General features: G+C 54.3%; 25 protein-coding genes and 1 pseudogene. 11 read left to right on the plus strand and 15 right to left on the minus strand.

What is annotated here, in order from left to right; all coding sequences use genetic code 11:
- The 5 genes and pseudogenes from ACLW56_RS18435 to ACLW56_RS18455 all read right to left on the minus strand — a co-directional run.
- The coding region (locus ACLW56_RS18435) for a DUF6531 domain-containing protein (RefSeq protein ID WP_330985184.1) at window positions 1-1,873 on the minus strand (1,873 nt) is incomplete at its 3' end.
- 88 nt (window positions 1,874-1,961) lie between these two features.
- The gene (tssI, locus tag ACLW56_RS18440; RefSeq protein ID WP_330985185.1) at window positions 1,962-4,037 is read right to left on the minus strand and encodes a type VI secretion system tip protein TssI/VgrG; all 2,076 of its coding nucleotides are present in this window, start codon (window positions 4,035-4,037) and stop codon (window positions 1,962-1,964) included.
- A 232-nt stretch (window positions 4,038-4,269) separates the two neighbouring features.
- Window positions 4,270-4,890 (minus strand): threonine export protein RhtC, encoded by a 621-nt coding sequence (gene rhtC, locus ACLW56_RS18445; protein ID WP_330985186.1) that lies wholly within the window; start codon window positions 4,888-4,890, stop codon window positions 4,270-4,272.
- Window positions 4,891-4,951: 61 nt separating this feature from the next.
- A complete protein-coding gene (gene recQ / locus ACLW56_RS18450) occupies window positions 4,952-6,787 on the minus strand; it encodes an ATP-dependent DNA helicase RecQ (protein WP_330985187.1) in 1,836 nt (611 codons plus the stop codon).
- A 59-nt stretch (window positions 6,788-6,846) separates the two neighbouring features.
- A pseudogene (locus ACLW56_RS18455) lies at window positions 6,847-6,996 on the minus strand (phospholipase A); the annotation flags it as partial.
- Window positions 6,997-7,176: 180 nt separating this feature from the next.
- Here ACLW56_RS18455 and ACLW56_RS18460 point away from each other — a divergent pair.
- The 3 genes from ACLW56_RS18460 to ACLW56_RS18470 are packed head-to-tail and all read left to right on the plus strand — an operon-like array spanning window position 7,177 to window position 8,395.
- Window positions 7,177-7,659 (plus strand): Hcp family type VI secretion system effector, encoded by a 483-nt coding sequence (locus tag ACLW56_RS18460; RefSeq protein WP_330985188.1) that lies wholly within the window; start codon window positions 7,177-7,179, stop codon window positions 7,657-7,659.
- Complete coding sequence (locus ACLW56_RS18465; RefSeq protein ID WP_330985189.1) at window positions 7,656-8,135, plus strand: DUF2778 domain-containing protein; 480 nt, start codon at window positions 7,656-7,658, stop codon at window positions 8,133-8,135. The genes ACLW56_RS18460 and ACLW56_RS18465 overlap by 4 nt, the downstream gene beginning before the upstream one ends.
- Window positions 8,135-8,395 carry a hypothetical protein gene (locus tag ACLW56_RS18470; RefSeq protein WP_330985190.1) on the plus strand — a complete coding sequence of 87 codons (261 nt, stop codon included), beginning with the start codon at window positions 8,135-8,137 and terminating at the stop codon, window positions 8,393-8,395. The genes ACLW56_RS18465 and ACLW56_RS18470 overlap by 1 nt, the downstream gene beginning before the upstream one ends.
- Window positions 8,396-8,512: 117 nt before the next feature.
- Here the strand turns inward: ACLW56_RS18470 and pldA are convergent, their stop codons facing one another.
- Window positions 8,513-9,382, minus strand: a complete 870-nt coding sequence (pldA, locus tag ACLW56_RS18475) for a phospholipase A (protein ID WP_330985191.1) — start codon at window positions 9,380-9,382, stop codon at window positions 8,513-8,515.
- A gap of 159 nt (window positions 9,383-9,541) precedes the next feature.
- Between pldA and yigI the strand changes: the two genes are divergently transcribed.
- The 4 genes from yigI to ACLW56_RS18495 all read left to right on the plus strand — a co-directional run bounded on the left by yigI (window position 9,542) and on the right by ACLW56_RS18495 (window position 12,774).
- Window positions 9,542-10,009, plus strand: coding sequence for an acyl-CoA thioesterase YigI (gene yigI, locus ACLW56_RS18480; protein WP_330985192.1), 468 nt, complete (start codon window positions 9,542-9,544; stop codon window positions 10,007-10,009).
- 51 nt (window positions 10,010-10,060) lie between these two features.
- Entirely contained in the window at window positions 10,061-10,954 is an 894-nt protein-coding gene (rarD, locus tag ACLW56_RS18485; protein WP_330985193.1) for an EamA family transporter RarD, read from the plus strand.
- A gap of 109 nt (window positions 10,955-11,063) precedes the next feature.
- On the plus strand, window positions 11,064-12,050 hold the full coding sequence (locus tag ACLW56_RS18490; RefSeq protein WP_330985194.1) for a fatty acid desaturase: 987 nt from the start codon (window positions 11,064-11,066) through the stop codon (window positions 12,048-12,050).
- Window positions 12,040-12,774, plus strand: a complete 735-nt coding sequence (locus tag ACLW56_RS18495) for a phosphate/phosphite/phosphonate ABC transporter substrate-binding protein (RefSeq protein ID WP_330985195.1) — start codon at window positions 12,040-12,042, stop codon at window positions 12,772-12,774. Before ACLW56_RS18490 ends, ACLW56_RS18495 begins: the two co-directional genes overlap by 11 nt.
- Here the strand turns inward: ACLW56_RS18495 and corA are convergent.
- The 8 genes from corA to lptM all read right to left on the minus strand — a co-directional run bounded on the left by corA (window position 12,752) and on the right by lptM (window position 19,667).
- The gene (corA, locus tag ACLW56_RS18500; protein ID WP_330985196.1) at window positions 12,752-13,702 is read right to left on the minus strand and encodes a magnesium/cobalt transporter CorA; all 951 of its coding nucleotides are present in this window, start codon (window positions 13,700-13,702) and stop codon (window positions 12,752-12,754) included. The two genes, ACLW56_RS18495 and corA, sit on opposite strands and share 23 nt — an antisense overlap.
- Before the next feature lie 149 nt (window positions 13,703-13,851).
- Complete coding sequence (gene ysgD, locus ACLW56_RS18505) at window positions 13,852-13,908, minus strand: YsgD/CorL family protein (protein ID WP_366509402.1); 57 nt, start codon at window positions 13,906-13,908, stop codon at window positions 13,852-13,854.
- A gap of 148 nt (window positions 13,909-14,056) precedes the next feature.
- The gene (gene uvrD, locus ACLW56_RS18510) at window positions 14,057-16,219 is read right to left on the minus strand and encodes a DNA helicase II (RefSeq protein WP_330985197.1); all 2,163 of its coding nucleotides are present in this window, start codon (window positions 16,217-16,219) and stop codon (window positions 14,057-14,059) included.
- Between the two features lie 64 nt (window positions 16,220-16,283).
- A complete protein-coding gene (gene yigB, locus ACLW56_RS18515; protein ID WP_330985198.1) occupies window positions 16,284-17,000 on the minus strand; it encodes a 5-amino-6-(5-phospho-D-ribitylamino)uracil phosphatase YigB in 717 nt (238 codons plus the stop codon).
- Window positions 17,000-17,902, minus strand: a complete 903-nt coding sequence (gene xerC / locus ACLW56_RS18520; RefSeq protein WP_330985199.1) for a tyrosine recombinase XerC — start codon at window positions 17,900-17,902, stop codon at window positions 17,000-17,002. The genes yigB and xerC overlap by 1 nt, the downstream gene beginning before the upstream one ends.
- Window positions 17,899-18,606, minus strand: a complete 708-nt coding sequence (locus ACLW56_RS18525; protein WP_330985200.1) for a DUF484 domain-containing protein — start codon at window positions 18,604-18,606, stop codon at window positions 17,899-17,901. Before ACLW56_RS18525 ends, xerC begins: the two co-directional genes overlap by 4 nt.
- The gene (dapF, locus tag ACLW56_RS18530; RefSeq protein WP_330985201.1) at window positions 18,603-19,427 is read right to left on the minus strand and encodes a diaminopimelate epimerase; all 825 of its coding nucleotides are present in this window, start codon (window positions 19,425-19,427) and stop codon (window positions 18,603-18,605) included. The genes ACLW56_RS18525 and dapF overlap by 4 nt, the downstream gene beginning before the upstream one ends.
- A gap of 36 nt (window positions 19,428-19,463) precedes the next feature.
- Window positions 19,464-19,667 (minus strand): LPS translocon maturation chaperone LptM, encoded by a 204-nt coding sequence (gene lptM, locus ACLW56_RS18535; protein ID WP_330985202.1) that lies wholly within the window; start codon window positions 19,665-19,667, stop codon window positions 19,464-19,466.
- A gap of 110 nt (window positions 19,668-19,777) precedes the next feature.
- Here lptM and cyaY point away from each other — a divergent pair, with 110 nt between their 5' ends.
- Together cyaY and tssD are read left to right on the plus strand one after the other, a co-directional pair.
- Window positions 19,778-20,098: an iron donor protein CyaY gene (cyaY, locus tag ACLW56_RS18540; protein ID WP_330985203.1), complete on the plus strand. Its 321-nt coding sequence runs from the start codon at window positions 19,778-19,780 to the stop codon at window positions 20,096-20,098.
- A 239-nt stretch (window positions 20,099-20,337) separates the two neighbouring features.
- Complete coding sequence (gene tssD / locus ACLW56_RS18545) at window positions 20,338-20,904, plus strand: type VI secretion system tube protein TssD (RefSeq protein WP_330985204.1); 567 nt, start codon at window positions 20,338-20,340, stop codon at window positions 20,902-20,904.
- Between the two features lie 565 nt (window positions 20,905-21,469).
- On the opposite strand, the gene cyaA is transcribed toward tssD, so the two are convergent.
- Window positions 21,470-24,016, minus strand: coding sequence for a class I adenylate cyclase (cyaA, locus tag ACLW56_RS18550; protein WP_330985205.1), 2,547 nt, complete (start codon window positions 24,014-24,016; stop codon window positions 21,470-21,472).
- A 319-nt stretch (window positions 24,017-24,335) separates the two neighbouring features.
- Here cyaA and hemC point away from each other — a divergent pair, with 319 nt between their 5' ends.
- The gene (gene hemC, locus ACLW56_RS18555; RefSeq protein ID WP_330985206.1) at window positions 24,336-25,277 is read left to right on the plus strand and encodes a hydroxymethylbilane synthase; all 942 of its coding nucleotides are present in this window, start codon (window positions 24,336-24,338) and stop codon (window positions 25,275-25,277) included.
- Window positions 25,274-26,014 (plus strand): uroporphyrinogen-III synthase, encoded by a 741-nt coding sequence (gene hemD / locus ACLW56_RS18560; RefSeq protein WP_330985207.1) that lies wholly within the window; start codon window positions 25,274-25,276, stop codon window positions 26,012-26,014. Before hemC ends, hemD begins: the two co-directional genes overlap by 4 nt.
- The last annotated feature ends 4 nt before the right edge of the window (window positions 26,015-26,018 follow it).

Consider the following 26,018-nt stretch of genomic DNA (forward strand, 5'->3'; position numbering starts at 1 on the left):
TGGTCAGTTGAATGACACGCCCGGCATCATCATATGCCATCTGCCGGGTCAGGCTGCCGGAAGTGGTACTGACCGGTCGCCCGGCGGCGTCGAACTGCGTTTCCCGGCGGGTGCTGTCCGGGAGCACTGTCACGGTGAGGTCGCCTGCGGCATTGTATTCATAGCGGGTCTGATGCCCTGCCGCGTCCGTCTGGCAGACCAGTCGGCCACGGGCGTCGTACTCACGCTGCAGGCTCAGCCCTTCTTCGCCGGATACCGCCGTCAGTTGCCCGAAGCGGTCGTATTCATAACGGGTCTGATAGCCCGAGCAGTCGGTAGAGGTCAGCAACTGGCCGTAGCAATTCCACGCCATCTTTTGCTGGCTGCCAGTGGCGTCCTCGCGGGTGGCCGGAAGTTCATTGCGTGGTGAATCAAAGGTATAGCGCACCGTATCGCCGTGACGGTCCGTTTCAGCCGTCAGCCGCCCCTGTGCGTCATATTCCCGTTGACTACGCAGACCGTCCGGGTAGGTGGTGCGGATAAGCTGCCGCTGCGGGCTGTAGCTGAAGGTGGTGATTCTGCCATCGGGGCTGACGATGGCATCTAACAGCCCGGAGCCCGGGCTCAGCCGGAACGCCGTCTTTCGTCCGGCCGCATCAGTCTGCGCCACCAGCCGGCCGTAGGGGTCGAACTCGCTGTGAGTCACTGAACCGTCGGCGAACACCTTTTTCACCACCCGCTTCAGGCCGCCTTCGCCTTCGGTGTGCAGCACCTCCTGGCGTTTCAGGCTGTCGGTAATGATGACCCGGTCTTTTTCATACACGTACGCGTAACTCAGGCCCGCCGGGTTGTGCTGCGCCGTCACCCGACCTGCCGCATCGTAGCGATACTGCGTGGCCGGACGCCCGGCGTAATGGTGTGCCACCATCCGCCCGGGATATGCCTCATCGTAAGCAAAATGACGCGTCTGCACGCCGCTGCGGTCATGGACGGCGGTCAGCTCACCGCGAGGCGAGTACGCATAGCGCACCAGCGGCCGGGCGGGTAAATCCTGCGGATATTCCGGGTCGTGCGTCAGCCACACCTCCGTCAGGCGGATACCGGCGTCTGTCCCGTAGCGGGTCTGCGGCACGTCAGGAAATCGCGCGTAGTTCAGCCTGAAGCAACGACCTGCGCCGTCGGTGACCGTCATTATCGCCCCGGCAAAGGCCCCGTCAGCGGCGCGCTGAAAACTGAGCGTCCGGCCAAAACTGTCCACCAGCCCGGTCAGCACCCGGTACGGCGGCAGCGGCGCGGGCAGCACCTCATCCGCCTGTGGCACACGCTCACACCAGCCTAAAATCCACCATGGCCCCTGCAGACTGCTGGTCGCCAGATAAACGTGCTGGCTTAAGCGCAGCGCCTCGGGCACTTTGCCCCACAGTACCGCCAATGGATGGCCCTCATACAGCCGGTCCACCCCGCCGCGCGCCAGCCAGAAAGACTCGCTGCGGCTGAACGCCAGTTCTCCCGGCAGCAGCGGTTCAAAGTGGATGCTGCGCCCGCCGTTGTCGTTGAGGATGAGTTCGCCCGGCGTAAGCTGCAGATGAATATCGGAAGGGGCTTTCCAGCCCGGACCGAACACCCCGACCGGGGCCGGGGTGCGGGTCTGGTAGCTGCTGTAGCTGCGGGAGAGAACAAAGGGCATCGGGCCCGGCAGGGCAAGGTCGGTCTCATCGGGCAGGACTTTGGCCCCAAGCAACGGGTTCACCGGACTCCCGGACACCACCCCACCCGGGCAAACCGAGCACGCCACACCAGTGGGGGCGCCAATCATTACCCCGAGTGAGCCCTGGGTTATCGGGCCACCAAAAGCCGTCATATCCCCCATCCTTGCCGCGGGTTTGCCGCTCATGATCAAATCCTTCTGTTGAAATCCTGATGGTATATTCATTGTCGAAGACGGTATTTCGCCTTCGAAATAGTCATAACGTTCGCGTCAGCTACCAGGAGGCTTCGGGCGGGCCTTCCGCCAGACCACAGTTCCAGTTGATCAGCAGTCCGTCACCGCTAATCGCTGCAGCGCCCTGTAGATTAATCACTGTCCCGTTAAGAAAGATTTTGCCTTCCTTCGTCAGCACCAGACGGGCCATACCGCAGCGTAACTCCAGATGATCTCCCGCGGAGTAAACCGCAATTTTCCCGCTGCTTTCCGTTGTATTTTTGCCAACGGTAAAGGAGACATTCTCTCCCACGCTGACGTTATAACTTTTCCCAACCAACAGGGACTTCTGTATCCCAACCTGCGAGGACTGAGCCAGAGCGACAGAAGTGTTCATTATTCCGCCAACCGTAGTCTGGTCAACGACTCCAACGCTTAATGCTCGCAGGATCCCTACTGTCTCTATCTGATTTAAACCGACGGTTATTGCCTGATTTTGCCCCACGGTTTCCTTCTGGTTTTGCACTACCGTCTGGACCTGGTTTTGCTGCACGGTAATCACCTGGTTTGCCCCTATCGTTTCCAGATGATTGGCCTTAACATCCGTTGTACGGTTATTCAATACCTCGGTATCCATGTTCTTCTGCGCATGGATGTACACCTGCTCTTTGCCGGTCGCATCGTCAAATTTCAGTTCGTTGAAGCCTCCGCCCTTATAGGTTTTTGAGCGGATGGTCATCTGCGTCTTCGTTCCCGGCAGGCTGCCCGGCGAACGGTTATCCTCGTGGTAAGTACGCCCCATAATGATGGGCTGATCCGGATCGCCGTTAAGGAAATCGACAATCACTTCCTGACCCACGCGGGGAATGGCCAGATTCCCAAACCCCGCCCCGGCCCAGGACTGAGAAACACGGATCCAGCAGGAACTGTCCTCGGTGGCACCGTGATAACGATCCCAGTGAAATTTCACGCGAATACGACCATGCTCATCACAGAAAATCTCTTCGCCCTCAGGGCCCGTTACCACGGCACTTTGCGGGCCATCGACTCTGGGTTTATCCAACGGCGGCATGCGCCAGGTGCGCTCTGCCGGAATGACCGAAAACTGATTTTTCAGCATCGTGCCGGCACCCCGATTGCCATGCAACGCCTGAGGCTGCTCGCCGCTCAACACGCTGCTGACCACTTGCCATTCACGGTTGAGTGCCGGTACGGAATGCCCCGTCAGTTCGAATCGCACACCCGGGCACAACGAGGGGGAATTGCTTGCGCAGGTGGCAGTTTCAGCGTTAGCACGCCAGCCCTCCATTTGGTAGCGGGTAAAGTCACGGCCATGCTGTTCATCCTTGAAGCGCCCGGGATAATCAAATACCTCATACTGGCTGTGCTGCCCGTTAAGGTTGTCCGCATCGTGACTGTATTGGCCCGGCCAGTCCGGCACTTTAAAGGTGTAATCCTGGGTTTGAACCGAAGAAGGACGGACCTGCGCCAGATAACAAAACTCATGGATACAGGCGGTAGAAGCTTCGGAGGCGTTAGGGTTAAACGGCATCTCAGTAGCCGAAGCAAGGCCGGCGGCATCATCGCACAGGACCATCGTCTGCGTTGCGCCCTCTGTTGCCACCCCATCAAAAAAGAAAATGCCTTCCTCGGACCAGAGTCGAGTCAGGAAATCCAGATCGGTTTCACCGTACTGAACGCAGAATTCGCGGGCGGTATGATCTTCATAAAATACAGGATGCCAGTCGGTAATACCGTTCTCATTGAGCAGGAGAGCCGAAATAGACTGGATATCCTGCTGCTGAAAAATACGAAAATTCTTCCGCAGAGCGCTACGCCACAGCGGAGGCTGGATCCGGAAACTGTACTGCATTTGCCAGCCGTTGTGCCCTTTGATGCCGAAAGAGGACACCACGCCCCGGACACAGCGTAAGGGCGTTTCACCCTGCCAGACAGTCAGAGCCACGTCCTTTTCCAGTAATTCTTCTGCGGTCCGGTGAAAAGACCTGCTGGCAACATCCACATCCAGCACAAACAATCGCGAATAACATTGATGCAGTTGAAAACGCACAACAGCGAAAGTCTCTTTCTCCATCCCACTCACGTCCAGCGTGAAACGAATTCCTTTTAACGCCATCTTTCTCTCCCTGAATTGAGACCATCGATAGCCACCGAGGAGTGAAGTTTACGTGGGAAGACTCGCGGACGATTGTGACTACAATCACAACAAAAAAACAATATCATCATGATTTTAAATGATAATATTGACATGACGGATGGTGCGTAGGGGAGCTATTTGCCAGCGATATCGATAAAAAGCAAACCCGGTAGCAGCGTCAGCCATCTACTGCCGGGTTAAGAAAGGAAGATCAGCGGGAGATAATCAGGTGAATGCCGAACCCGGCAAACAAGGTACCGGCAATACCGTCAATCCACTTCGCCATGCGCTGATAGCCCCGGCGCATGGACGGCAGCGCAAACAGGCTTGCCACCACGGTAAACCACGCGAAGGTTTCAACGATAATCAGCAGGAAAATCCCCCAGCGCTCTGCGGCTCCCACGCTGTCGCCCACAAACAGTGAGAAGACGGAGCCGAAGTAGATAATCGCTTTTGGGTTTGCCAGATTGGTCAGCAGGCCTTTGAGGAAGCTTTTTCCACCCTGTGCCAGTTCAACTTTCGGTTCACCTGCTGGCGCATCGCTTTTCTTCAGCGCGCCGCGCAGCATCTGATAGCCCATCCAGCAGAGATAAAGCCCGCCGCCCACCATCACGATGTTATGCAGCCAGGCCATTTTTTCGAGGAGCAGATGCAGGCCTAAGAGCGCCACACCAGCCCAGACCATGACGCCTGCGGTAATGCCGAGTACGCCCATCATCGCTTCTTTTCGGGAGCGACTGACAGCCGTTTGCGACACGAAGAAAAAGTCCGGACCCGGGCTCATCAGTGCAATCAGATGCACCATCGCCACGGTGAGAAATAACATCAGCATAGATAACTCGCGGGGGAATGATTCAGTGAGTGATTATCCTGGCACTTTTTCGCCCGGCTGACTACTCCTCATCATCGCCATCCACGTGCGAGCGGATCAGCGCCAGAAACTCCTGGCCAAAACGTTCGAGTTTGCGCATCCCCACGCCGTTCACGCTCAGCATTTCGCCCGGTGAAGTCGGCATTTGCTCCGCCATTTCAATCAGCGTTGCGTCGTTAAACACCACGTAAGGCGGGATGTTCTCTTCGTCGGCAATGGATTTACGCAGCTTGCGCAGTTTGGCGAACAGCTTACGGTCGTAATTGCCGCCATACGATTTCTGCGCCACGCGTGGTTTGAGTGCGAGCACACGCGGTACAGCCAATTGCAGCGGAACTTCGGCACGGAGCACCGGACGCGCCGCTTCAGTGAGCTGTAAGGCAGAATGGTGAGCGATGTTCTGAGTCGCAAAGCCCATGTGGATGAGCTGGCGGATAACGCTGACCCAATGCTCGTGGCTTTGCTCGCGACCGATACCGTAGACAGGCAGCTTGTCGTGACCCATTTCGCGAATACGCTGATTATTGGCCCCGCGCAGCACTTCAACCACGTAGCCCATCCCGAAACGCTGATTCACGCGATACACCGTCGAGAGCGCTTTACGCGCATCTTCCAGCCCGTCGTACTGGCGCGGCGGATCAAGGCACACGTCGCAGTTGCCGCACGGCTCCTGACGCCCTTCACCAAAGTAATTCAGCAACACCAGGCGACGGCAGGTTTGCGCTTCTGCAAAGGCACCCATTGCATTGAGCTTATGGCGTTCGATGTCCTGAAGCTGCCCGGCAGGTTTCTCTTCCAGGCAGCGGCGCAGCCACGCCATGTCGGCCGGATCGTAAAACAGCATCGCTTCCGCAGGCAGGCCATCACGCCCGGCGCGGCCGGTTTCCTGGTAGTAAGATTCGATGTTGCGCGGAATGTCGAAGTGCACCACAAAGCGCACGTTCGGCTTGTTGATGCCCATGCCGAAGGCCACGGTCGCCACCACGATTTGCAGGTCGTCACGCTGGAATTTCTCCTGCACATCGGCACGCACGTCATTTTCCAGCCCCGCGTGATAAGCGCCTGCACTGATGCCACGACTTTGCAGACGGGCCGCGGTGTCTTCCACCTTTGAACGACTGTTGCAGTAGATAATGCCCGATTTACCGCGCTGTTCCTGCACGTAACGCATCAGCTGATCGAGAGGCTTAAACTTCTCCATCAGCATGTAACGGATATTGGGGCGATCGAAGCTGCTGATTTGAATCAGCGGATCGTTAAGGCCGAGCAGACGGACGATATCGCTACGAGTCGTATCATCGGCAGTTGCCGTCAAAGCCATAAAAGGCAGTGCCGGGAAACGCTGACGTAGATGGCCTAATGCGGCATATTCAGGGCGGAAATCGTGGCCCCATTGGGAGATACAGTGCGCTTCGTCTACCGCCAGCATCACCGGATTCCAGTGGCTGAGGTTGTCGAGGAAGTTGTCGAGCATCAGGCGCTCGGGCGCGATATAGAGCAGACGGATTTTGCCCGTTCGGCAGCCCGCCATAATTTCTTGCTGCTGTTCGCGGTTCTGGGTTGAGTTCAGACAGGCCGCCGCCACGCCGTTGGCGAGCAGCTGATCGACCTGGTCTTTCATCAGCGAGATAAGCGGAGAAACCACCACCGTCAGGCCTTCAAGCACTAACGCAGGAATTTGATAGCAGAGGGATTTCCCGCCGCCCGTCGGCATCACCACCAGACAATCGCGCCCTTCGAGCACGGTCTCGATGATCGTTTCCTGTCCTGGGCGGAATTGCTGGTAGCCGAAGGTTTCCTGCAAAACCTGTCTTGCCAGCGTTACCTGATTGATCACTTCCGCCTGCGCCACACTCACCCCAGCCCTGAAATAAAAACAGGCGCTATTTTCAGCGCCTGAGGACAAGAGTGCAATGATTAAAACAGATCGTTGAGCATTACGCCTACGCCAACGCGCGTCTGATTGAAGTTGTAATCAATCAGCGACTCGCCGTAACCGCTGTAAACCTGAGTATAAACACGCATATGTTTGGTCACCGGGTAGCTTAATCCCAGCTCCGCGCCACCGTCGTGCAATGTCTCACCTTTATAGAAATCATCTCATTTATGATTTTAAGTTTATCATTCATGAAATGGATTTATCACATTGATTTATAACCGTTAGTTTTGACTCTTTCGCTTGACAAGCTTTCGCACCAGGTTATTTATTATGCAAAGTTAACTATTACAAACCTAAAGGGAATTATCATGGCGATACCAGCTTATTTATGGCTCAAAGATGATGGCGGCGCAGACATTAAAGGCTCTGTTGATGTTCAGGAACGTGAGGGGAGTATTGAGATCCTCGGATTTGGCCACGGGCTCCACCTTCCCACCAATAGTAATACCGGAAAAATCACAGGTACGCGCATACATAGCGCTCTGACTTTCGAGAAAGAATTTGATTCATCAAGCCCCTATATTTACAAGGCTGTCGCAAAGGGCCAGACACTTAAATCAGCCGAGTTCAAGTGGTACAAAATCAACGACGCGGGCCAGGAGGTTGAATACTTCAATATGCTGCTCGAAAACGTGAAGGTTGTCTCTATTTGCCCGATGATGCATGACTGCAAAAACCCTGGCACCGAAAAACATAACCACCTCGAAGGGGTTTCACTCCGCTACGAAAAAATAACCTGGAAATACTGTGACGGTAGCATTCAGTTTTCAGACGCGTGGAACGAAAGATGATCCGCTGCACCTTTCATCTCAACAACGGGGCTTTATCTACGTTAAGCTGCCCCGGTATAGGTTTCTTCCCGGCCTACTCCGGTAATGCGGGGCCGATGAGAAACAACCCTGACTCTATTAAGATTAAGAACATTGGCCCACTCCCACCTGGACAGTATTTCATCGTAACTCGTGGGCGCGGCGGGTTGGGAACAAGGGCACGCGACTGGTTTCAGTCTGAAGCAACGGGATCCGATCGGTCAGTCTGGTTTGCTCTATACAGAAATGATAGCCGCATCGATGATCTGACATTCATTGAGGATGTAGAAAGGGGTCATTTTAGACTCCATCCGGCAGGATATGCAGGCAGGAGTGATGGTTGTATCACACTGGCTCGCAGATCAGATTTTGCACTTCTGCGTGAAGCTCTACTGAAAACACCGGCATTCAAAGTTTCCGCTTCTTTAACAGCCTTTGGCACTGTCCAGGTGTACTAATGAAACCCTATCAATTCGCCCTGCTCTGGCTGGCATTTTTTGGCTCTTATCTGATTATCGTTGCTGTCGGCTATATCCTGATCCCTGAGGGTTCGCTGTTCGAGGTTGCCGTTAAGTTTTTTGGATACATTAACAGCGAGGATTGGGACAACATTATGGGTTATCTGATTTTTATCGGCTCCGGATTGCTGAATGCCGGTTTAGTGTGGTCAGTGTCGGCTGCCTGCATGAGAAAGCAGCGGCGCACCAATGATCATTAAACCCCCGGCTCCTGTAGCCTACTGCCCGCGCATCAGCGGGCTTTTTTATGGTTTATTGCCCGGCGGTACAAGCTTGCCGGGCTGTCAATTCAGCGCCTGAGGACAAGAGTGCAATGATTAAAACAGATCGTTAAGCATTACGCCTACGCCAACGCGCGTCTGATTGAAGTTGTAATCAATCAGCGACTCGCCGTAACCGCTGTAAACCTGAGTATAAACACGCATATGTTTGGTCACCGGGTAGCTTAATCCCAGCTCCGCGCCGCCGTAACCGGTGTTCCAGTTGTACTGGCCTTTCGCGCTCAGCACCGCGTCGCCCAGCTGATAACCAATTTTCAGCTGGTAGTAACCCATGTACTTGGTGATATCCGGGTTATCGTCGGTGTCGCCGATGACGAACCACGGCTTCACTTCGACCATCATGTTGCCGTTCTGCGCCATCAGGCGCGTATACATGCGGTTCCAGCTGCGGGAAGTGGGATCTGAACGGCCGTTGGAATCGTGGTTATACCCGACTTCAACATCGCGCAGCGTCCAGCCTGCAAACTCGTAATCTGTCGCGAAGCCTAAGAAGAGCTGCGGCTCATAGTTGGTTTCGCGGAAAGGCGAAGACTCGCCGGTATTGGAAAGCTGCCACCAGGACTTTTGCGTGTACGAAGCACCCAGCACGGAATTGTCGCCCAGAATGCCGCGCCAGATTGGGAAGGCCAGGCTCAGCTGATACTTCACCTCATCCTTACGCGCATTTTTCGCCCAGTTATAGGACTGGATAGCCTCTCTGTCGATGTCGCTGCTCCACGTATAAATCAGATAGTTAGTGTCATACGGGTAGAGCGTGAACGGGTTGTCGTGCTCCTGCAGCATGTTGGCAATAATACTGCCGCGAACGGCGGGAGTATCATGAACATCCTTGATCGTAGCTTCCTGTGCGTAAACGGAAAGCGGCAGCCCTGCTACTGCCAGTAACCAACCCAGCCTGGTTCGCATCGGGAGTTCTCCTGAAGATAAATATTTATTAGTTGGATTATTATTCGCCAGACATTCTACTCATTTATCTCTGTAATGCGCGGTTATCCGTTCCGAAAGTAGCAATCAACATTCCATGAGCATAAAATCAACATTTCATTAACCGATGGACAGGTTGCTATGTCTAAAGAACTGACCGCCGATGAAGCATTGAAATTGGTCGGCGATATTTTTGTGTATCACATGCCGTTTAACCGTGCGCTTGGTCTGGAACTGGAACGCTACGAAAAAGCGTTCGCCCAGCTCAGCTTTAACAATCAGCCGATGATGGTCGGCAACTGGGCGCAAAGCATTCTTCACGGCGGCGTGATTGCTTCGGCACTGGATGTGGCGGCAGGCCTGGTTTGCGTAGGCAGCACACTGACTCGTCACGACACCATTAACGAAGACGAACTGCGCCAGCGTCTGTCGCGGATGGGTACTATTGATTTGCGTGTCGATTACCTGCGTCCAGGGCGTGGGAACCGCTTTACCGCCACCAGCAGCCTGCTCCGTGCAGGTAATAAAGTCGCGGTGGCACGCGTCGAGTTACATAACGAAGACCAGGTTTACATCGCCAGCGCCACGGCGACGTATATGGTGGGTTGATGAGGTAAATTCAGGTAAAATCGGTTTACTTCTTTGTAACGGATTTTACTGATGGATGCTAAACAAACGCGGCAAGGCGTACTACTCGCCCTTGCCGCTTATTTTATCTGGGGCGTGGCACCGGCTTACTTCAAGCTGATCCACTACGTGCCAGCCGATGAAATTCTGACTCACCGTATTATCTGGTCTTTCTTCTTTATGATTGCGCTGATTTCCATCAGCCGTCAGTGGGGCGGGATCAAACGCCTGTGCCAGACTCCGAAAAAAATCCTGATGCTAGCGGTGTCCGCCGTGCTGATCGGCGGCAACTGGCTGCTGTTTATCTGGGCGGTGAACAATCAGCATATGCTGGAAGCAAGCCTCGGTTACTTTATTAACCCGCTGGTGAACGTGGTGTTGGGGATGATTTTCCTCGGCGAGCGTTTCCGTCGCATGCAATGGCTGGCGGTCGCGTTGGCGGCATGTGGCGTGCTGGTGCAGCTCTGGACGTTTGGCTCCCTGCCCGTTATCGCGCTGGGCCTGGCCTTCAGCTTCGCGTTCTATGGCCTGGCACGCAAAAAGATTGCTGTCGATGCGCAGACCGGCATGTTGGTTGAAACCCTCTGGCTGCTGCCAGTGGCGGCGATTTATCTGTTTGGCATTGCCGACAGCGCCACCAGCCATATGGGGCAAAATCCTCTATCGCTGAATCTGCTGCTGATGGCGGCAGGTGTGGTCACCACTATTCCGCTGCTGTGCTTTACCGGTGCTGCCACTCGTTTGCGCCTGTCGACGCTCGGTTTCTTCCAATACATCGGCCCGACGCTGATGTTCCTGCTAGCGGTGGTGTTCTACGGTGAAACACCGGGAACCGATAAGATGGTAACGTTCGCGTTTATCTGGGTCGCGTTAGCACTCTTTGTGATGGATGCGGTTTACACGCTGCGACGCGCACCAAAAGCCTGATGCCATCGGCTTTGCTGAAAAACGGCAAAGCTCATCCGGTTAAATTCTTTGTTATTTCAAACGGCTTCTCACATCTTCAGCGAATGTATTCCTGAAATGTGAAGGCCGGATGTTACCTCCTGACAGCGCCAGACGTTCTGCCTGGCTTAACGACACCCAACGGCTGGCGGTGCGCCAGTGGTCCCAAAGCTGGCTGTGGCGCAGCGAACTCCCCACATGGCTGCTGATGGTCACCATTTACAGCGGCTGGTTTGCCACGCTGGCCTTCCATAAAACGCTGGGGTTATTTACCGCTACCGCCCTGCTCATTCTGTTTACCACCTGGTATCTGTCACTTCAGCACGAGCTTATCCATGGCCATCCGACCCGCTGGCCACGTCTGAACCAGCTGTTCGGTCTTTTGCCTCTGGCCGTATGGTATCCGTATGGCTTATACCGCGATTCGCATCTGGCGCATCACCGCAATCAGCTGTTGACCGTGCCGGGAGAAGATCCTGAAACGTACTATTTCTCAGCCGAACGCTGGCAGCGTTTCAGTGAGTGGCAGCAACGCGTGATCCACTGGCGAAACACCTTTGTCGGTCGATTGCTGCTGGCTCCGCTGCTGGATATCTTCGGCGTGTTCGCGGGAATGGTGGCCTCTTTCCGCCGCCTTGAACGCCCTGCTATCGCCATGTGGCTGGTTCATTTCACTCTGCTCGCCCTGGTTTTTTACTGGCTGGAGCATAACGATTTCCCGATCCTGTGGTATCTCGCTGCGGTCAGCTATCCAGCGCTTGCCGTGACAAAAGTGCGTTCTTTTCTGGAGCACCGCGCGGCGGACGATCCGCTGGCACGCTCCGCCATTACCGAAACGTCTTTACCCTGGCGGCTGCTGTTCCTCAATCTGAACTATCATTCGGTACATCACGATTTACCCGGCGTGCCCTGGTATGGCCTGCGTAAAGTCTGGCTGCGCGATAAAGAGCGTTATCAGCAGCGGAATCAGGGATTCCTGGTGAAAGGCTATCGGGAATGGTGGCGCAATTATCGCTTCCGTCCGGTCGACGTAACGGTGCATCCAGGCAAGCACGAAGGAGAAACACATGGCGGCTAAGCTGGCTTTTCCGATGTATGACGTTAATCCCACAGCCACCGATGCACTGGCTGCTGCGGTGCTGCGCCGTTTTCCTGAGGCGCAATTTCTGCGACCGGTTGAACTCCTCCCACACTGGCGTGACGACACTTTATTGTTAAGCCAGACCTGCGGATATCCTCTGATGACACAGTTACAGGAGGTTCAGGTGGTGGGCCAGTTTCATTACCTTGCGTCGGGATGTGAGGGAGGGAACTACCGTAGCAAGCTGGTGGTAAGAAAAGTGGATGAGGGTAAAACGCTTGCAGCGTTTCGCGGGCGCATCGCCGCCAGCAATTCAGCAGACTCGCAATCGGGGTATCACGCCCTGCGTAACAGCGTGGCGCATGACGATACGTTTTTCAGCTCACTTGTCTGGACGGGCAGCCATCGTCAGTCGCTGAAGGCGCTGCAAAACGGCGTGGCCGACATCGCTGCAATTGATTGTGTTAGCCTGGCGCTGTTTGCGCGTTATCAGCCTGAAGCACTGACCGGGCTGGCGATCATTGGCGAAACAGCGTTAACACCGGGTCTGCCGTTAATCACATCGAGCCACACATCAGAGAAAACGCTGGCGAAGCTACGCGATGTTTTAGGCGAGATTGCGGCAGAAAAGGAAATTGCAGAACCGTTGTTGATCGGCGGCTTCACACCTGCAAGCCGCCGGGATTATGACGTGATTCTTACAGCCAGTTCTTACGCTTGAAGTAAAGATACGGCGCGAGGCCCGCGAGGATCATCACCACAATTGCCGCCGGATAGCCGAAGCTTAAATGCAGCTCTGGCATAAATTCAAAGTTCATCCCGTAGCTGGAAGCCACCAGCGTCGGCGGCAGGAACACAACAGAAACAACCGAGAAGATCTTGATGATGCGGTTCTGCTCGATGTTGATAAAGCCCATCGCCGCCTGCATCAGGAAGTTCACCTTCTGGAACAGCGATTCGTTGTGCGGCAGCAGAGATTCGATATCTCGCAGGATTTCGCGCGCCTGTTCAAGCTGGACAGCAGGCAAACGCGCCTTACGCACCAGGAAGTTCAGTGCGCGTTGGGTATCCATCAGACACAAACGCACTTTCCAGCCGATATCTTCCAGCTCCGCCAGGGTGGACAGTGCTTCGTCGTACTCATCGCCCTGATGGCCTTCCATGATCACCCGGCTCAGCTTTTCCAGATCGCTGTAGATGTTTTCGATTTCATCCGCCAGCTGTTCGATTTTGGTTTCGAACAGATCGAGCAGCAGTTCAAAAGCATTACCGTCGACCATTTCCTGGTTACGGGCTCGCATACGATAGAGACGAAACGCAGGCAGTTCGCGCTCGCGCAGGGTAAACAAGCGCCCTTCGCGAATGGTAAATGCCACGGTGGAGTTACCCGCGTGATCGTCAGCATCTTCAAAAAAGAAGAAGGAGTGAATGTGCAGGCCGTCTTCGTCTTCGAAGAAACGGGCCGATGCTTCGATGTCTTCCAGTTCAGGACGTGTGGCAAGATTTTGACCCAGTTCTGACTGTACGCGGTTTCGCTCGTCATCATCCGGCTCCACCAAATCGACCCAGACAGAGCTGCCCAGATGTTCGATGTCATCAGACTCAAGACGCGTTAAGCGATTGTTTTCCAGTTGAAATGCGCTCAGCATGACCGGGACTCCCAATGCAAAAAATGATCGGACGGTACGTTGGGCACACAGAAACAATGGGGGTTTCAGACCATAAAGCCTGACTCAGAGCGACGGAATACGAGCGGGTCGCTGACAACCTCTAAGGCCATCAGCGTGGGGTGATAGCCTTAGGAGTTGTTCCTGGATTGCAGGAAGTTGAGCCAGCATCTACTGGGTGTGTCCAAGGTATCAGTCCTCTTAGCGTAATCGTGCGCGCATGTTACGCCAGCCTAAATGCAGCGTCAACACGCAACGAAAAGCCAGAGGATTTTTCCACCCCTCAGGCAGTTAAGACTAGCAGAACGTTAAAAAATTATGATGATTTTCTTAAAGTTACACGGTTTCGAGACGAGCGTAGGCGGCAACCAGCCATTTGATCCCTTGCCCCTGAAACGCGACCTGCAAACGGCTGTGTTCGCCGCTGCCTTCCAGATTAACGATGGTGCCTTCACCAAATTTCGGGTGACGAACGCGCTGGCCAAGCTTGTAGCCCGTGTCGTTTTCCGCCATTGGCGTGCCCATCCGCTGGTGGCTCACAGGGCGACTCACCGTTGCACGCAGACGAACTTCTTCCACGCACGCTTCCGGTAATTCACCCACGAAGCGTGATGGACGGTGATAGACCTCTTTACCGTACAGACGACGCGTTTCGGCGTAGGTCAGGGTCAGCTTCTGCATCGCACGCGTCACCCCAACGTAGGCCAGACGGCGTTCCTCTTCCAGACGCCCGCCTTCATCGAGCGACATCTGGCTTGGGAACATGCCTTCTTCCATCCCGACGATAAATACCTGCGGAAACTCCAGACCTTTCGCTGAGTGCAGCGTCATCAACTGTACTGCGTCCTGCCAGGTGTCCGCCTGCCCTTCGCCCGCTTCAAGCGCAGCGTGGGAGAGGAACGCTTGCAGCGGCATCATGTCTTCTTCTTCGTCGTTGTAGCTGAACTGGCGCGTAGCCGTCACCAGTTCCTCTAAGTTTTCGATACGCGTCTGGCCCTTCTCGCCTTTCTCTTGTTCATACATCATGAACAGGCCGGAATCTTTGATAACCCGGTCGGTCTGCACATGCAGCGGCATGTCGACAGTTTCCTGCGCCAGCGCTTCGATAAGTTCCATAAAGCGCTGTAACGCACTGGCCGCACGTCCAGCCAGGGCTTTCTCTTTCAGCAGCTCACGGCAGGCCTGCCACAGCGTTAACTGGCGATCTCGCGAGGCCTGACGCACCACATCAAGCGTGCGATCGCCAATCCCTCGCGTTGGGGTATTCACCACGCGTTCAAACGCCGCGTCGTCATTTCGGTTAGCAATCAGGCGCAAATAGGAAAGCGCATCTTTGATTTCCTGACGCTCGAAGAAGCGCATGCCACCGTAGATGCGGTACGGCATGCTGACCTGCAACAAGGCTTCTTCCAGCACACGCGACTGGGCGTTGCTGCGATAAAGAATGGCGCACTGCTCCAGCGCTCCGCCGTTGTCCTGCCAGGTTTTAATGCGGCTGACCACGAAACGCGCTTCGTCGAGTTCGTTAAAAGCGCAATAGAGCGAGATAGGCTCGCCGTCGACGCCGTCGGTCCACAGCTTTTTGCCCAGACGCCCGTTGTTGTTTTCAATCAGGGCGTTAGCGGCGCTCAGAATATTGTTGGTCGAACGGTAGTTCTGTTCCAGACGAATAGTTTCGGCACCCGGGAAATCGTTGAGGAAGCGCTGAATATTTTCCACCTGCGCGCCACGCCAGCCGTAAATTGACTGGTCATCGTCGCCGACGATCATCACTTTGCCAGTGTCGCCCGCCAGCATGCGGATCCACGCGTACTGAATGTTGTTGGTATCCTGGAATTCGTCGACGAGGATATTGGTGAAGCGTTCGCGGTAGTGCTGCAAAATATGCGGCTTATTGAGCCACAGCTCGTGCGCTCGCAGCAGCAGCTCGGCGAAATCTACCAGTCCCGCGCGATCACAGGCTTCCTGATAGGCTTTGTAAACGCTGATCCAGGTTTGTTCGATAGGGTTGCCGAAGCTTTGGATATGATGCGGACGCAGGCCCTCATCTTTCTTACCGTTGATAAACCACATTCCCTGACGCGCAGGCCACTGCTTCTCGTCGAGGTTCATCGCTTTCATCAGGCGCTTCAGCAAACGCAGCTGATCTTCGCTGTCCAGAATCTGGAAATCTTGCGGCAGATTGGCGTCCAGATGGTGCGCACGCAGCAAACGGTGCGCCAGGCCGTGGAAAGTCCCGACCCACATGCCACCCTGCGAAGAGCCCATCAGCTGCGCGATACGGTGGCGCATTTCCGCCGCCGCCTTGTTGGTGAACGTCACCGCCATAATGGAATATGGCGAGCAGTTTTCCACGCTTTGCAGCCAGGCGATGCGGTGCACCAGCACGCGCGTCTTACCACTCCCCGCCCCAGCCAGCACCAGCAGGTTGGTACGCTTAGCCGCTACGGCTTCACGCTGTTTGTCATTGAGGCTGTCGAGCAGGTAAGAAACGTCCATTGGCACCGCCGGAGAAAATCGGGGTTCGCAGAACCCCTGTTAATATATACAGAGTTGCTGGTGATTATATCAGCGTAGTGAGGGATGCCAACCGCGAAATTTCAATGTGCGGCAACAGGCGACTGTCATTGATTTGCATCAGGTCGCCATCGAGCAGATTGATCCAGCACGCCTGCATGCCGCAGCGGACGGCACCGGCAACATCTGTTGTCAGGTCATCACCGACATGCAGGATTTGCCCAAGCGGCACATCAAGGCGTTCAGCCGCCAGATGGTACATATCGCTGAACGGTTTCGAGCGCCCGTCAGGGCCCGCGCGCAGCACAAATTTGAAGTACTCATTCAGGCCGAACAATTCTGGCTGCGCGTTGCCGTTGGTGATCGCCACCAGCGGCCATTTTTCTGCCAGCTTCGCGAGGGTATCGTGCGTTTCCTGCGGCACATCAATGGCGCTGCGCCATTTGGCGAAATTCATCATTGCGGCATTGGCACCCATTTCCGCATCACTTGCGGACAACCCGGCATTCAGCATCGCCTGCTCTACCGCACGACGCCGCCACTCGGTTACGTCGTGATAGATTTCCGGTTCTGTCTGGCGTAGCGCCGTGCGCAGTTGCTGGAAATCGCTGCTCTCAAGTTGATTCAACGCTGGGTGGTAGTTACGAACAAACTCAAGCGACTCTTTTTCGGTGCGGCGAATCACCTGGCGGTTATCGTAAAGGGTGTCGTCGAGATCAAACGTCAGGGCGGCTATCTGGCCCAGAGGACGGTAAAAACGCATTATTTCCCCCGTTTTGCGCGTGGATGCGCTTTATCGTACACCGAAGCAAGGTGTTGAAAATCAAGATGGGTATAGATTTGAGTGGTCGACAGATTGGCGTGGCCCAGTAATTCCTGCACGCCGCGCAGATCGCCGCTCGATTCCAGCATATGGGTAGCGAAGGAATGACGGAGTTTGTGCGGGTTTACATGGCTGTTCAGCCCTTGTTTGATGCCCCACTCCGCGAATCGCTTTTGCACATTACGCGCCGAAATTCGCTTACCGAGTTTGGATAAAAACAGCGCGTCTTCTTCAGCGCCAAACAACCCGCGTAAATCCAGCCAGTGTTCAATCCACTGCACCGCGTTGCGGCCAATCGGCAAACGGCGCTCTTTGCTGCCCTTGCCCATCACCCACACTTCACCCGATTCCAGATCGAGATGTTTCAAATCCAGACCGACTAATTCGGAAAGACGGAGGCCTGCGCCGTACATTACCTCCAGCATCGCTCTGTCTCGCACGGCCAACGGATCGTTGAGATCGATATCCAGCAGACGATTGACATCGTCGACATCAATGTTCTTCGGCAGATGGCGCGGCGTTTTCGGCGCAGAAACGGCTTTCGCCGGGTTGACCTGTAGCTCGCCCTGGCCGACTAACCAGTCGAAAAAACTGCGTAATGCGGAGAGGCGCAACGCGAGGCTGGCAGGACCAAGCCCTTTGCGGCGGCTGCGTGTGGCAAAACTGCGCACCACGGCAGCGTCACATTGTTGCCAGCTTTTGACGCCGGTTTCTTCGGCTAAAGCGATAATGGCATCAAGCTGACGCTGATAATTCAATACGGTGATGGGACTTAACTGGCGCTCTACGCCCAGATAACGCAGGAAACGTTCGGTGGCTGTCGCTAAAGGTGAGGCCGTCATACGCGCTCGACCCAGCGCTCCAGCAAACCAGGCAACAGCAACGAAATTTCCTGAAGAAGATGTGTGCCTTGCCCTGCCTGATAATGGTGCACATCACGACTGCTGAACAGTACCACACCGAGATCGCTATCGCTGCCGAGCATCGACATCGCCACTGAGCCAATGGCTTTCGCTTCCGGCATCATGACCAGCAATTCCGGGCCGTTCAGCGAGCCAAGGAAATGCCGTTCCCGACCAAGGCGTTGAATGCGAATCGGTTCGAAGGCCTGACGCGAGAGCGCCAACTGGGTGAATTTGGACGGTGCACCAATGCGCCAGCGATCGGCAAACAGGCGCACAGTTGCGCCCGCCAGACCCAGCTCACGAGCCCAGCGGTGAAAGCGATTCAACATATCATCGAGGCTTTCTGCCGTCGCAAGGCGCGTTTGTAGATGCAATAGACGATAGAACAGGCTTTCGTTGGCCGCTGCCTGTTCCACCAGAAGCGACATGTTTTCTTCCAGCACGTTGATTTGATTTCGCGCCCGGGCCATGTGCCACTCAACCAACGACACCGTGCCGCGAACGGGATGCGGAACGCGCATCTGCTCCACAACCGGTGCGTTGCGAATGAAAAACTCAGGATGGTGCAACAGATACTCCACCACCGCACTGTCATCCAGCGCGCTAAGTTCTGCCTGCTGCTCTTCCCCTATTTGTTTCATAAATGAATAAATCCGTCGTAGACATGTGTCGCCGGGCCAGTCATATACAACGGTTGACCCGGTCCTTTCCAGGCGATATCCAGCCGCCCGCCTGGCAGTTCCACGCGTACCTCTTCGGCCAGCAAGCCTTGCTGAATGCCCACCGCAACAGCGGCACAGGCTCCACTCCCGCACGCCTGCGTTTCGCCAGCGCCACGTTCATACACGCGCAAACGGATGTGATCACGTTTGACGACCTGCATAAAACCGATATTGGCACGCTCCGGAAAACGCTCATGACTTTCCAGCACTGGTCCTAATGTTTCCACCGCTGCGGTATCCACATCATCAACCTGAAGAACGCAATGCGGGTTGCCCATCGAGACCACGCCGCACAATACTGTTTGTTCTGCCGCACGCATAATATAGGTCTTTTCCGCTTTGTTAGCGCGGAAAGGCACCTGTGAAGGCTCGAAATTGGGTTCGCCCATGTTCACGCGCACCAGTTCGTCATCCGTTACGCTTAATACCATACGGCCGTTAGCGGTGCTGACGCGGATATCACGTTTATTGGTCAGGCCTTTGATGCGAACAAAGCGCGCAAAACAACGTGCGCCGTTGCCACACTGATTCACTTCGCTGCCATCGGCATTAAAGATGCGGTAGTGAAAATCGAGATCGGGATCGTAAGGGGGCTCAACCACCAACAGTTGATCAAACCCTACGCCGAGATGCCGATCCGCGAGGCGACGAATCAGCTCCGGCGAAAAGAACACGTTCTGCGTCACCGCATCAACGACCATAAAGTCGTTGCCAAGGCCATGCATTTTAGAGAACTGCATCATCTACTCCATCCACGCAGAAACAACGACTGAGTTTTAGTAGTTCACCTGAGTCGGGCCACCGCTGTCGCCGCGATCGTTACGAGTCGGCTCGGTGCTTTGCGTTCCAGGGTTTACCGGTTGGGTCGGTGGAGCGGCTGTTTTATCGGCCGGCGGAAAATAAAGCGGGCCTTTGAGACCGCAACCCGTCAGCGTAAATAACGCAGTCATAAGGACCAGAGGTCCAACAATGTTCTTCATTCTAAAGTGCCTGTGGTTGATGCTTTCTGCTTTCTATCATCGCAGGAGAAGACGTAAAAGCAAGCGTTTAGCGATATACTGTCGCCATCACGCAATAATGGGAAACAAAAATGAACGACAGTGAATTCCATCGCCTTGCCGACACACTTTGGCTCACCATTGAAGAACGTCTTGATGACTGGGACGGCGACAGCGATATCGATTGTGAGATCAACGGCGGCGTGCTGACGCTCAGTTTTGAAAACGGCAGCAAAATCATTATCAACCGTCAGGAACCGCTGCATCAGGTGTGGCTGGCGACCAAACAGGGCGGCTATCACTTCAGTCTCAAGGAAGATGAGTGGGTGTGCGATCGCAGCGGCGAAACGTTCTGGGATTTGCTGGAGCAGGCTGCCACTCAGCAAGCGGGTGAGGAAGTGACTTTCCGTTAATAGGTCATAATGCCGTTTCTTTCTGGAAACGGCATTTAACTACATCCAGCTTTAATTTTATTTATTCAATGAATATGCATTGCTTCATCCATTCATTTAAATAAGCCTTCAGCATTTCACTCCTCCACGCTTTAATAAAAGTTATTGATCTCTTGCCGTCAGAGGAACAATATCTCTCTTACTTCTTCGTAATAAAGCTCTAAAAACATAACCCAGTTAATTATTTAAAAGGGGATGATATGTCTGACCTGGTTTATTTAACGCTAAACGGGCGTCAGCAAGGGTTGATTTCCAGCGGGTGTGCGTCTGTTAGCTCTATCGGTAATAAAGCTCAACTCACCCACGTTGATCAAATCGTTGTCTACGCGCTCAAGCATGCGCTCTCGCGAGTGCAAAATGTCAATCATCAGGAACTGAGCATTGTAAAACCTCTCGATAAATCATCCCCCCTGCTCGGGAAAGCCATCAATGACGATGAAGAACGTCCCCCCCTGCTGAATGATATGGCGCTAATGAATGGAACGTTCATCACTGAAAGCCACCATATTCTGCTGCTGATGCTCGAAAAGGCCCGGGAAATTGTTAATGAGCTACTGGGCTCTGCGAGTGTCATTGGTCCACTTACTCTACTCTTCGCTGGGATTTTCCTTAACGCAGGCCTAAACTTTCTGGATCGTGAATTGCATTTTTCGGACTATCTTAAGGCAAAGCTTAAACCAGCACTCAGCGAGCAGCAAAGAATATTGCAATGGAATCGTGAACACAACAATGCGTTCTTCATTGACGCTTATGGCTCAAGTTGGTAAAAATGAACACAGAACAATCGCCGAACTGGAAAAAAACATTATTCATTAAATCTTGGGCGATCTTAGTTTTAATAATTATATTCGTAATGCTTTATTTTGCCGTTGCGTCAGCACCTCTACGTAGTGTCATGTCAATAATAAAACATGGAGATATTATATATAACTTTGGCATGTCAACCGCATGTGTCGGCGCCATACCGTTTATGGTATATGTATTCTGCCTCATTCTACGGGCCTTATTTCAAAAAGGGACAAAGGTGCCGGAGAAACCAACGTTTATCGGAAAGTTCTACCTTCCTATCAGTATCATCACTGCATTTATATTTCTTTTCGTTTCATACTTAATCCCCTTTTGGCTCATGTTTTCCGGTTACCACCCGTGCCATGAAAAGTCTTTGGAATATTATTATGTGATTGATGCTGGACTCTGCAAAACGATCATACTGCCGCCTTGACACTCGCACTACTCTCCCCAAAACCCTTATGCCGGATGGCGCTGACGCTTATCCGGCCTACGGATTAAGCCGTTGTAGGCCCGGTAAGCGTAGCGTCACCGGGCAATTTCTCAGGAAAAATACTGCTGTAAAAGCGGTGCTGCAGCATCCTGATTAGCAGGTGCAACAGAGGCGATGGCCTGAGTACGGAAGGGAATGACCTGCGAGCGGTTGTCCGTCTTCACAATCTGATAGAACTGCGGCAGGTTGAAGTTGATAAAGCTTGAGCCGTAGGTAAAGCGGTCGTGCGACGAGGAGTAAAAGCGGCTGACGTCTCGCACCAGCTCTTCTTTACTGCCTTCGCAGTGGTGATAAACCTCTGCCCGGTTGCTCTCATCCAGAATGTAGATGTTGAAGCCGTTATCATCGCTGGTGTCTTCAAAGAAGAACTGAATAATCCCTTCGCTGGCAAACCCATCCACAACAGACGGCAGTTTCACATGGTTCGTTTCCACCTGCACTGACAAGCCATGCAGCTTGTTGTGGGAGATGGCACCATAAAACTCGATCGCGTTTTCCAGTTTCTGCACCGACACATTCAGACGTTCGAAGAACAGGCCCCAGGTTTGCCCCGCCACACGCAGCGCTTTGAAACGCCCGGTTTCCTGACGGGTACTTGAAAGGCGCAAATCAATACACTCAGAGACCAGTTGCTGCACGCGAGTACGAATCAGCCCACGCAGGTGTTGGCTGTAGCAGAACACTTCAACGCTGTCCGGCGGCGCGGCATCCTGGTGCATTTTGCCCAGAATGGTTTTCAGCGCTTCGATCATCGCTTGCTCGCCGTTAAAGTGCAGCGTACGCACTTCATTCCACGAGTTGCGATAAAGCAGATCGACGCTGCCCACCAGGCAGTTTTGCTCTTCGCCGAAGCTGAAGACATCGAGCTTACGGAAATCGAAATGTACAACCTGATTGCGGAACGCCGCCGTCGGGTCATATTCCAGGTTGACGATAATCGCCAGATGGCGAATCTCGCACGGGCTGTAGAGCGCTTTCGGTGTAGGTGCCGGTAAACGCAGCGGGAAGTGGTGAGACACATCGGCCACCATTTCCTGCAATTTTGCCAGGTCAGCAACGCCGTTGCCCTTAATAAACAGGCGGGTGCGTGAGGTCAGCAGGCCGTTAAACCAGGCCCAGGCCACCAGCTTATTAAGATAACGGTTATATTCCAGCGGCTGATGGCTGACGATGGACTCCATGTTCGGCGCACGGTTGTAAAGATACCAGCCTGTACGGTTGGCACGGCCCGGCGGCACATGGATAAAGGTCAGGTTCGGCTCGGAAAGGTCCGGGGAAATCTGCGGGTTGACCAGCGTGACTTTACCCGGCAGCGCTTCAAACGCGGCGTACAGTTTACGGGTCAGAACACCGATATCCTGCGGGCTTGCGGAAACACTCAAATTATTGCGGCGCGCGAAGCGAATCAGATTACGGTAGCTCTGCATCATCGCATCGAGCAGTTCGTTGTGCGCTTTACGCACTTCATCGATTTTCCAGTTAGCGCGGTTATCGAGCATTGCCAGACGCTCTTCGCTCCAGCCCCAGTCTTTCACTAACTGCCCCACCACTTCACGACGCCAACCCACGCAGGCGCGCTCACGGCTGAGTTTTTCGCAGACTTTTAAATAGAAACATCGACGCACCAGATCCAGACGGGTGGTGTCATCAATTGCCAGGAGATAATCTGTTACGCGTTCAAGCATCATGCAGTACGGATCGAGGCCGAAAGAGACTATCTCGCCGTCATGCAAACGCTGCTTAATGTCTTTGGCCAGAAGGCGCGTGTTGGGATATTCCCAGGAATAGGCTTCGAGCAGCAGCGTTTTCAGCACCGCTTTGTACGGTGAATCAATACTTTTATACAGCTGCCACAGGCTGGAACCGAAGTACTCTTCCGCAGAGAGCGAGCTCAATCCGCCTAAGTCCAGCCATTCGTTCGGGGTCAGCACGCCTTGCGCATAGAGCTTCATGACGTAATCGTCGTAATGCTCTTCTTCTTCGCACGGCACCATATTCCACAGAATACGTTTCCCTGCGAGGCGTACCGCGGTGCGATAAAATTCATCGAGCAGAAAAATGTGCTGCGTTGAACCACAGTCTTCACCACCCAGACTGCCGCTTTCGTTATGGCGGAAGCGGTTTTCGTCGATCAGGAAAAAGCTCACTTCCACGCCCAGCGACGCCGCCCAGCTTTCAAGCAGACTGCATTTACGCTGCAACAGTTGGCGCTCTTCGTTATCCAGCCAGGCCTGGTGACAAACCCAGATGTCGAGATCGGAGGAACAGCTTTGCCCCACAGACGAGGTGCTCCCCATCGAGTAAACGCCGGTTATCGGCAGTTCACCTTTCGCAGTCGCCTGCGGCGGCATGCCGCGATGGAGTTCGAGTTCGTCCAGGTAATGGCGTTGAGTTTCATCAGGCGTGTAGAGGCAAATGCCTTTGGGTACGTTACCGTCGAGGTAACCCGGCATGAGCGGATGATGGTAGTGAAGCAATGTCGGCAGAAGACTGTAGACCTGCTGAAAAGCGGGCCCCATGGCAGCAAGCGCGCGATCCACACGCAATTGATTGATGGCATCCAGTCTCTGTTTCAGTGTCTCAATATAGAGGTACAAGACATATCGCCTGATGTTTAAACCCGTTGTACCGCGAGGGTGACGGATTTTAGAATTTCAACAAGAACCGCTACCGTCCGTTGCCGTCAGGTTGGGTAGTACGGGCTAACAAACGGTTTAAAACGTGATCAATTTAACACCTTGCCGTTTGACGGTAAAGAAAGATGCGCTACAGATAAGTTTAGCACTGTTTAAGCGCTGTAAATTCTTCAGCACGCCTCGCCTGCTTCGATTTTGGATTTTCAGAAAAACTCGAAAACTAACATCCTTATAGCAACAATGTTAGGATGGCTAGTGGACGATAACGACGGTAACAAGCATGTTAGACAAAGTTTTAAGAATTTCCACACGGCAAAGTCCCCTCGCACTTTGGCAGGCACATTATGTGAAAGACCGCCTGATGGCATGCCATCCCGGCCTGAGCGTAGAACTGGTGCCGATGGTGACGCGAGGCGATGTGATCCTTGATACCCCGCTGGCGAAAGTGGGCGGAAAAGGGCTGTTTGTCAAAGAGCTGGAACTTGCGCTGCTTGAAAACCGCGCTGACATTGCCGTGCACTCGATGAAAGATGTGCCCGTAGAATTTCCACAAGGATTGGGGCTGACCACCATTTGCGAGCGTGAAGATCCGCGCGATGCGTTTGTCTCCAATCACTTTGACTCCATTGATGCACTGCCCGCTGGCAGCGTGGTTGGCACGTCAAGTTTACGCCGCCAGTGTCAGATAGCCGCTGAACGCCCCGATTTGGTGATCCGTTCGCTACGTGGCAACGTTGGCACGCGCCTGAGCAAACTCGATAACGGCGACTACGATGCCATCATTCTGGCGGTTGCCGGTCTGAAACGTCTGGGTCTGGAATCCAGAATTCGCCTTGCGCTGTCGCCAGAACAGTCTCTGCCGGCTGTCGGCCAGGGTGCTGTCGGGATTGAATGCCGCCTCGACGATGAGCAGACCCGTGCGCTGCTCGCGCCACTGAATCATGATGACACCGCCGTTCGTGTTCGTGCAGAACGCGCGATGAATACTCGTCTTGAAGGCGGCTGTCAGGTGCCGATTGGCAGCTATGCTGAATTAAAGGACGGTGAGCTGTGGCTGCGTGCGCTGGTTGGCGCACCTGACGGTAGCCAGATGGTGCGTGGCGAACGTCGCGGCCCCGCTAAAGATGCCGAAGCACTGGGCGTGTCCCTTGCTGAAGAGCTGCTGGATAACGGCGCTCGGGCAATCCTTAAAGACGTGTATAACGGAGAAGCGCCTGAATGAGCATTCTGGTCACTCGCCCCTCTCCTCAGGGAGAAGAACTTGTCAGCCGCCTGCGCGCGCTGGGGCGAGAGGCCTGGAGCTTTCCGTTAATTGAGTTTACCCCAGGCCGCGAGCTGGCTGCGTTGCCAATGCATCTCGCCGCCCTGGGTAAAGAGTCACTGCTGTTTGCCCTTTCCCAACATGCCGTAGAGTTTGCACACGCTCACTTGCAACAACTTGGCTTGCACTGGCCGTCGTCACCCGACTACTTCGCCATTGGACGCACCACGGCGCTGGCGTTACATAAAGTCAGCAGCCATCACGTTCGCTATCCCCTCGATCGGGAAATCAGCGAAGTGTTGCTACAATTACCGGAATTACAATCGGTTGCGGGCAAGAAAGCGCTGATTTTACGCGGTAATGGCGGCCGGGAACTGCTGGGGGAAACCTTACGCAGCCGTGGCGCCAGCGTGATATTTTGTGAATGTTATCAACGTGGTAACCGTCATTATGACGGTGCGGAAGAGGCGATGCGCTGGCAGTCACGCGGCGTGAGCCAGATAGTCATCACCAGCGGTGAAATGTTACAACACCTTTGGTCGCTGATCCCTCAATGGTATCGCGAGCAGTGGCTGGTAAACTGCGACCTTTTGGTGGTCAGTGAACGTCTTGCACAACAGGCCCGGGAGCTGGGCTGGCGGAACATCAAGGTAGCCGATAGCGCCGACAACGACGCGCTGCTGCGTGCTTTACAATAACTCT

Origin of the sequence: Pantoea sp. sgz302252, from assembly GCF_047713085.1 — a bacterium.
Lineage (GTDB): Bacteria > Pseudomonadota > Gammaproteobacteria > Enterobacterales > Enterobacteriaceae > Scandinavium.

Coding starts and splice junctions, on each gene's coding strand:
- tssI (WP_330985185.1), bottom strand. CDS start 4,037: ATGGCGTTAAAAGGAATTCGTTTCACGCTGGACGTGAGTGGGATGGAG.
- rhtC (WP_330985186.1), bottom strand. CDS start 4,890: ATGCTGATGTTATTTCTCACCGTGGCGATGGTGCATCTGATTGCACTG.
- ACLW56_RS18460 (WP_330985188.1), top strand. CDS start 7,177: ATGGCGATACCAGCTTATTTATGGCTCAAAGATGATGGCGGCGCAGAC.
- ACLW56_RS18465 (WP_330985189.1), top strand. CDS start 7,656: ATGATCCGCTGCACCTTTCATCTCAACAACGGGGCTTTATCTACGTTA.
- ACLW56_RS18470 (WP_330985190.1), top strand. CDS start 8,135: ATGAAACCCTATCAATTCGCCCTGCTCTGGCTGGCATTTTTTGGCTCT.
- pldA (WP_330985191.1), bottom strand. CDS start 9,382: ATGCGAACCAGGCTGGGTTGGTTACTGGCAGTAGCAGGGCTGCCGCTT.
- yigI (WP_330985192.1), top strand. CDS start 9,542: ATGTCTAAAGAACTGACCGCCGATGAAGCATTGAAATTGGTCGGCGAT.
- rarD (WP_330985193.1), top strand. CDS start 10,061: ATGGATGCTAAACAAACGCGGCAAGGCGTACTACTCGCCCTTGCCGCT.
- ACLW56_RS18490 (WP_330985194.1), top strand. CDS start 11,064: ATGTTACCTCCTGACAGCGCCAGACGTTCTGCCTGGCTTAACGACACC.
- ACLW56_RS18495 (WP_330985195.1), top strand. CDS start 12,040: ATGGCGGCTAAGCTGGCTTTTCCGATGTATGACGTTAATCCCACAGCC.
- corA (WP_330985196.1), bottom strand. CDS start 13,702: ATGCTGAGCGCATTTCAACTGGAAAACAATCGCTTAACGCGTCTTGAG.
- uvrD (WP_330985197.1), bottom strand. CDS start 16,219: ATGGACGTTTCTTACCTGCTCGACAGCCTCAATGACAAACAGCGTGAA.
- yigB (WP_330985198.1), bottom strand. CDS start 17,000: ATGCGTTTTTACCGTCCTCTGGGCCAGATAGCCGCCCTGACGTTTGAT.
- xerC (WP_330985199.1), bottom strand. CDS start 17,902: ATGACGGCCTCACCTTTAGCGACAGCCACCGAACGTTTCCTGCGTTAT.
- ACLW56_RS18525 (WP_330985200.1), bottom strand. CDS start 18,606: ATGAAACAAATAGGGGAAGAGCAGCAGGCAGAACTTAGCGCGCTGGAT.
- dapF (WP_330985201.1), bottom strand. CDS start 19,427: ATGCAGTTCTCTAAAATGCATGGCCTTGGCAACGACTTTATGGTCGTT.
- lptM (WP_330985202.1), bottom strand. CDS start 19,667: ATGAAGAACATTGTTGGACCTCTGGTCCTTATGACTGCGTTATTTACG.
- cyaY (WP_330985203.1), top strand. CDS start 19,778: ATGAACGACAGTGAATTCCATCGCCTTGCCGACACACTTTGGCTCACC.
- tssD (WP_330985204.1), top strand. CDS start 20,338: ATGTCTGACCTGGTTTATTTAACGCTAAACGGGCGTCAGCAAGGGTTG.
- hemC (WP_330985206.1), top strand. CDS start 24,336: ATGTTAGACAAAGTTTTAAGAATTTCCACACGGCAAAGTCCCCTCGCA.
- hemD (WP_330985207.1), top strand. CDS start 25,274: ATGAGCATTCTGGTCACTCGCCCCTCTCCTCAGGGAGAAGAACTTGTC.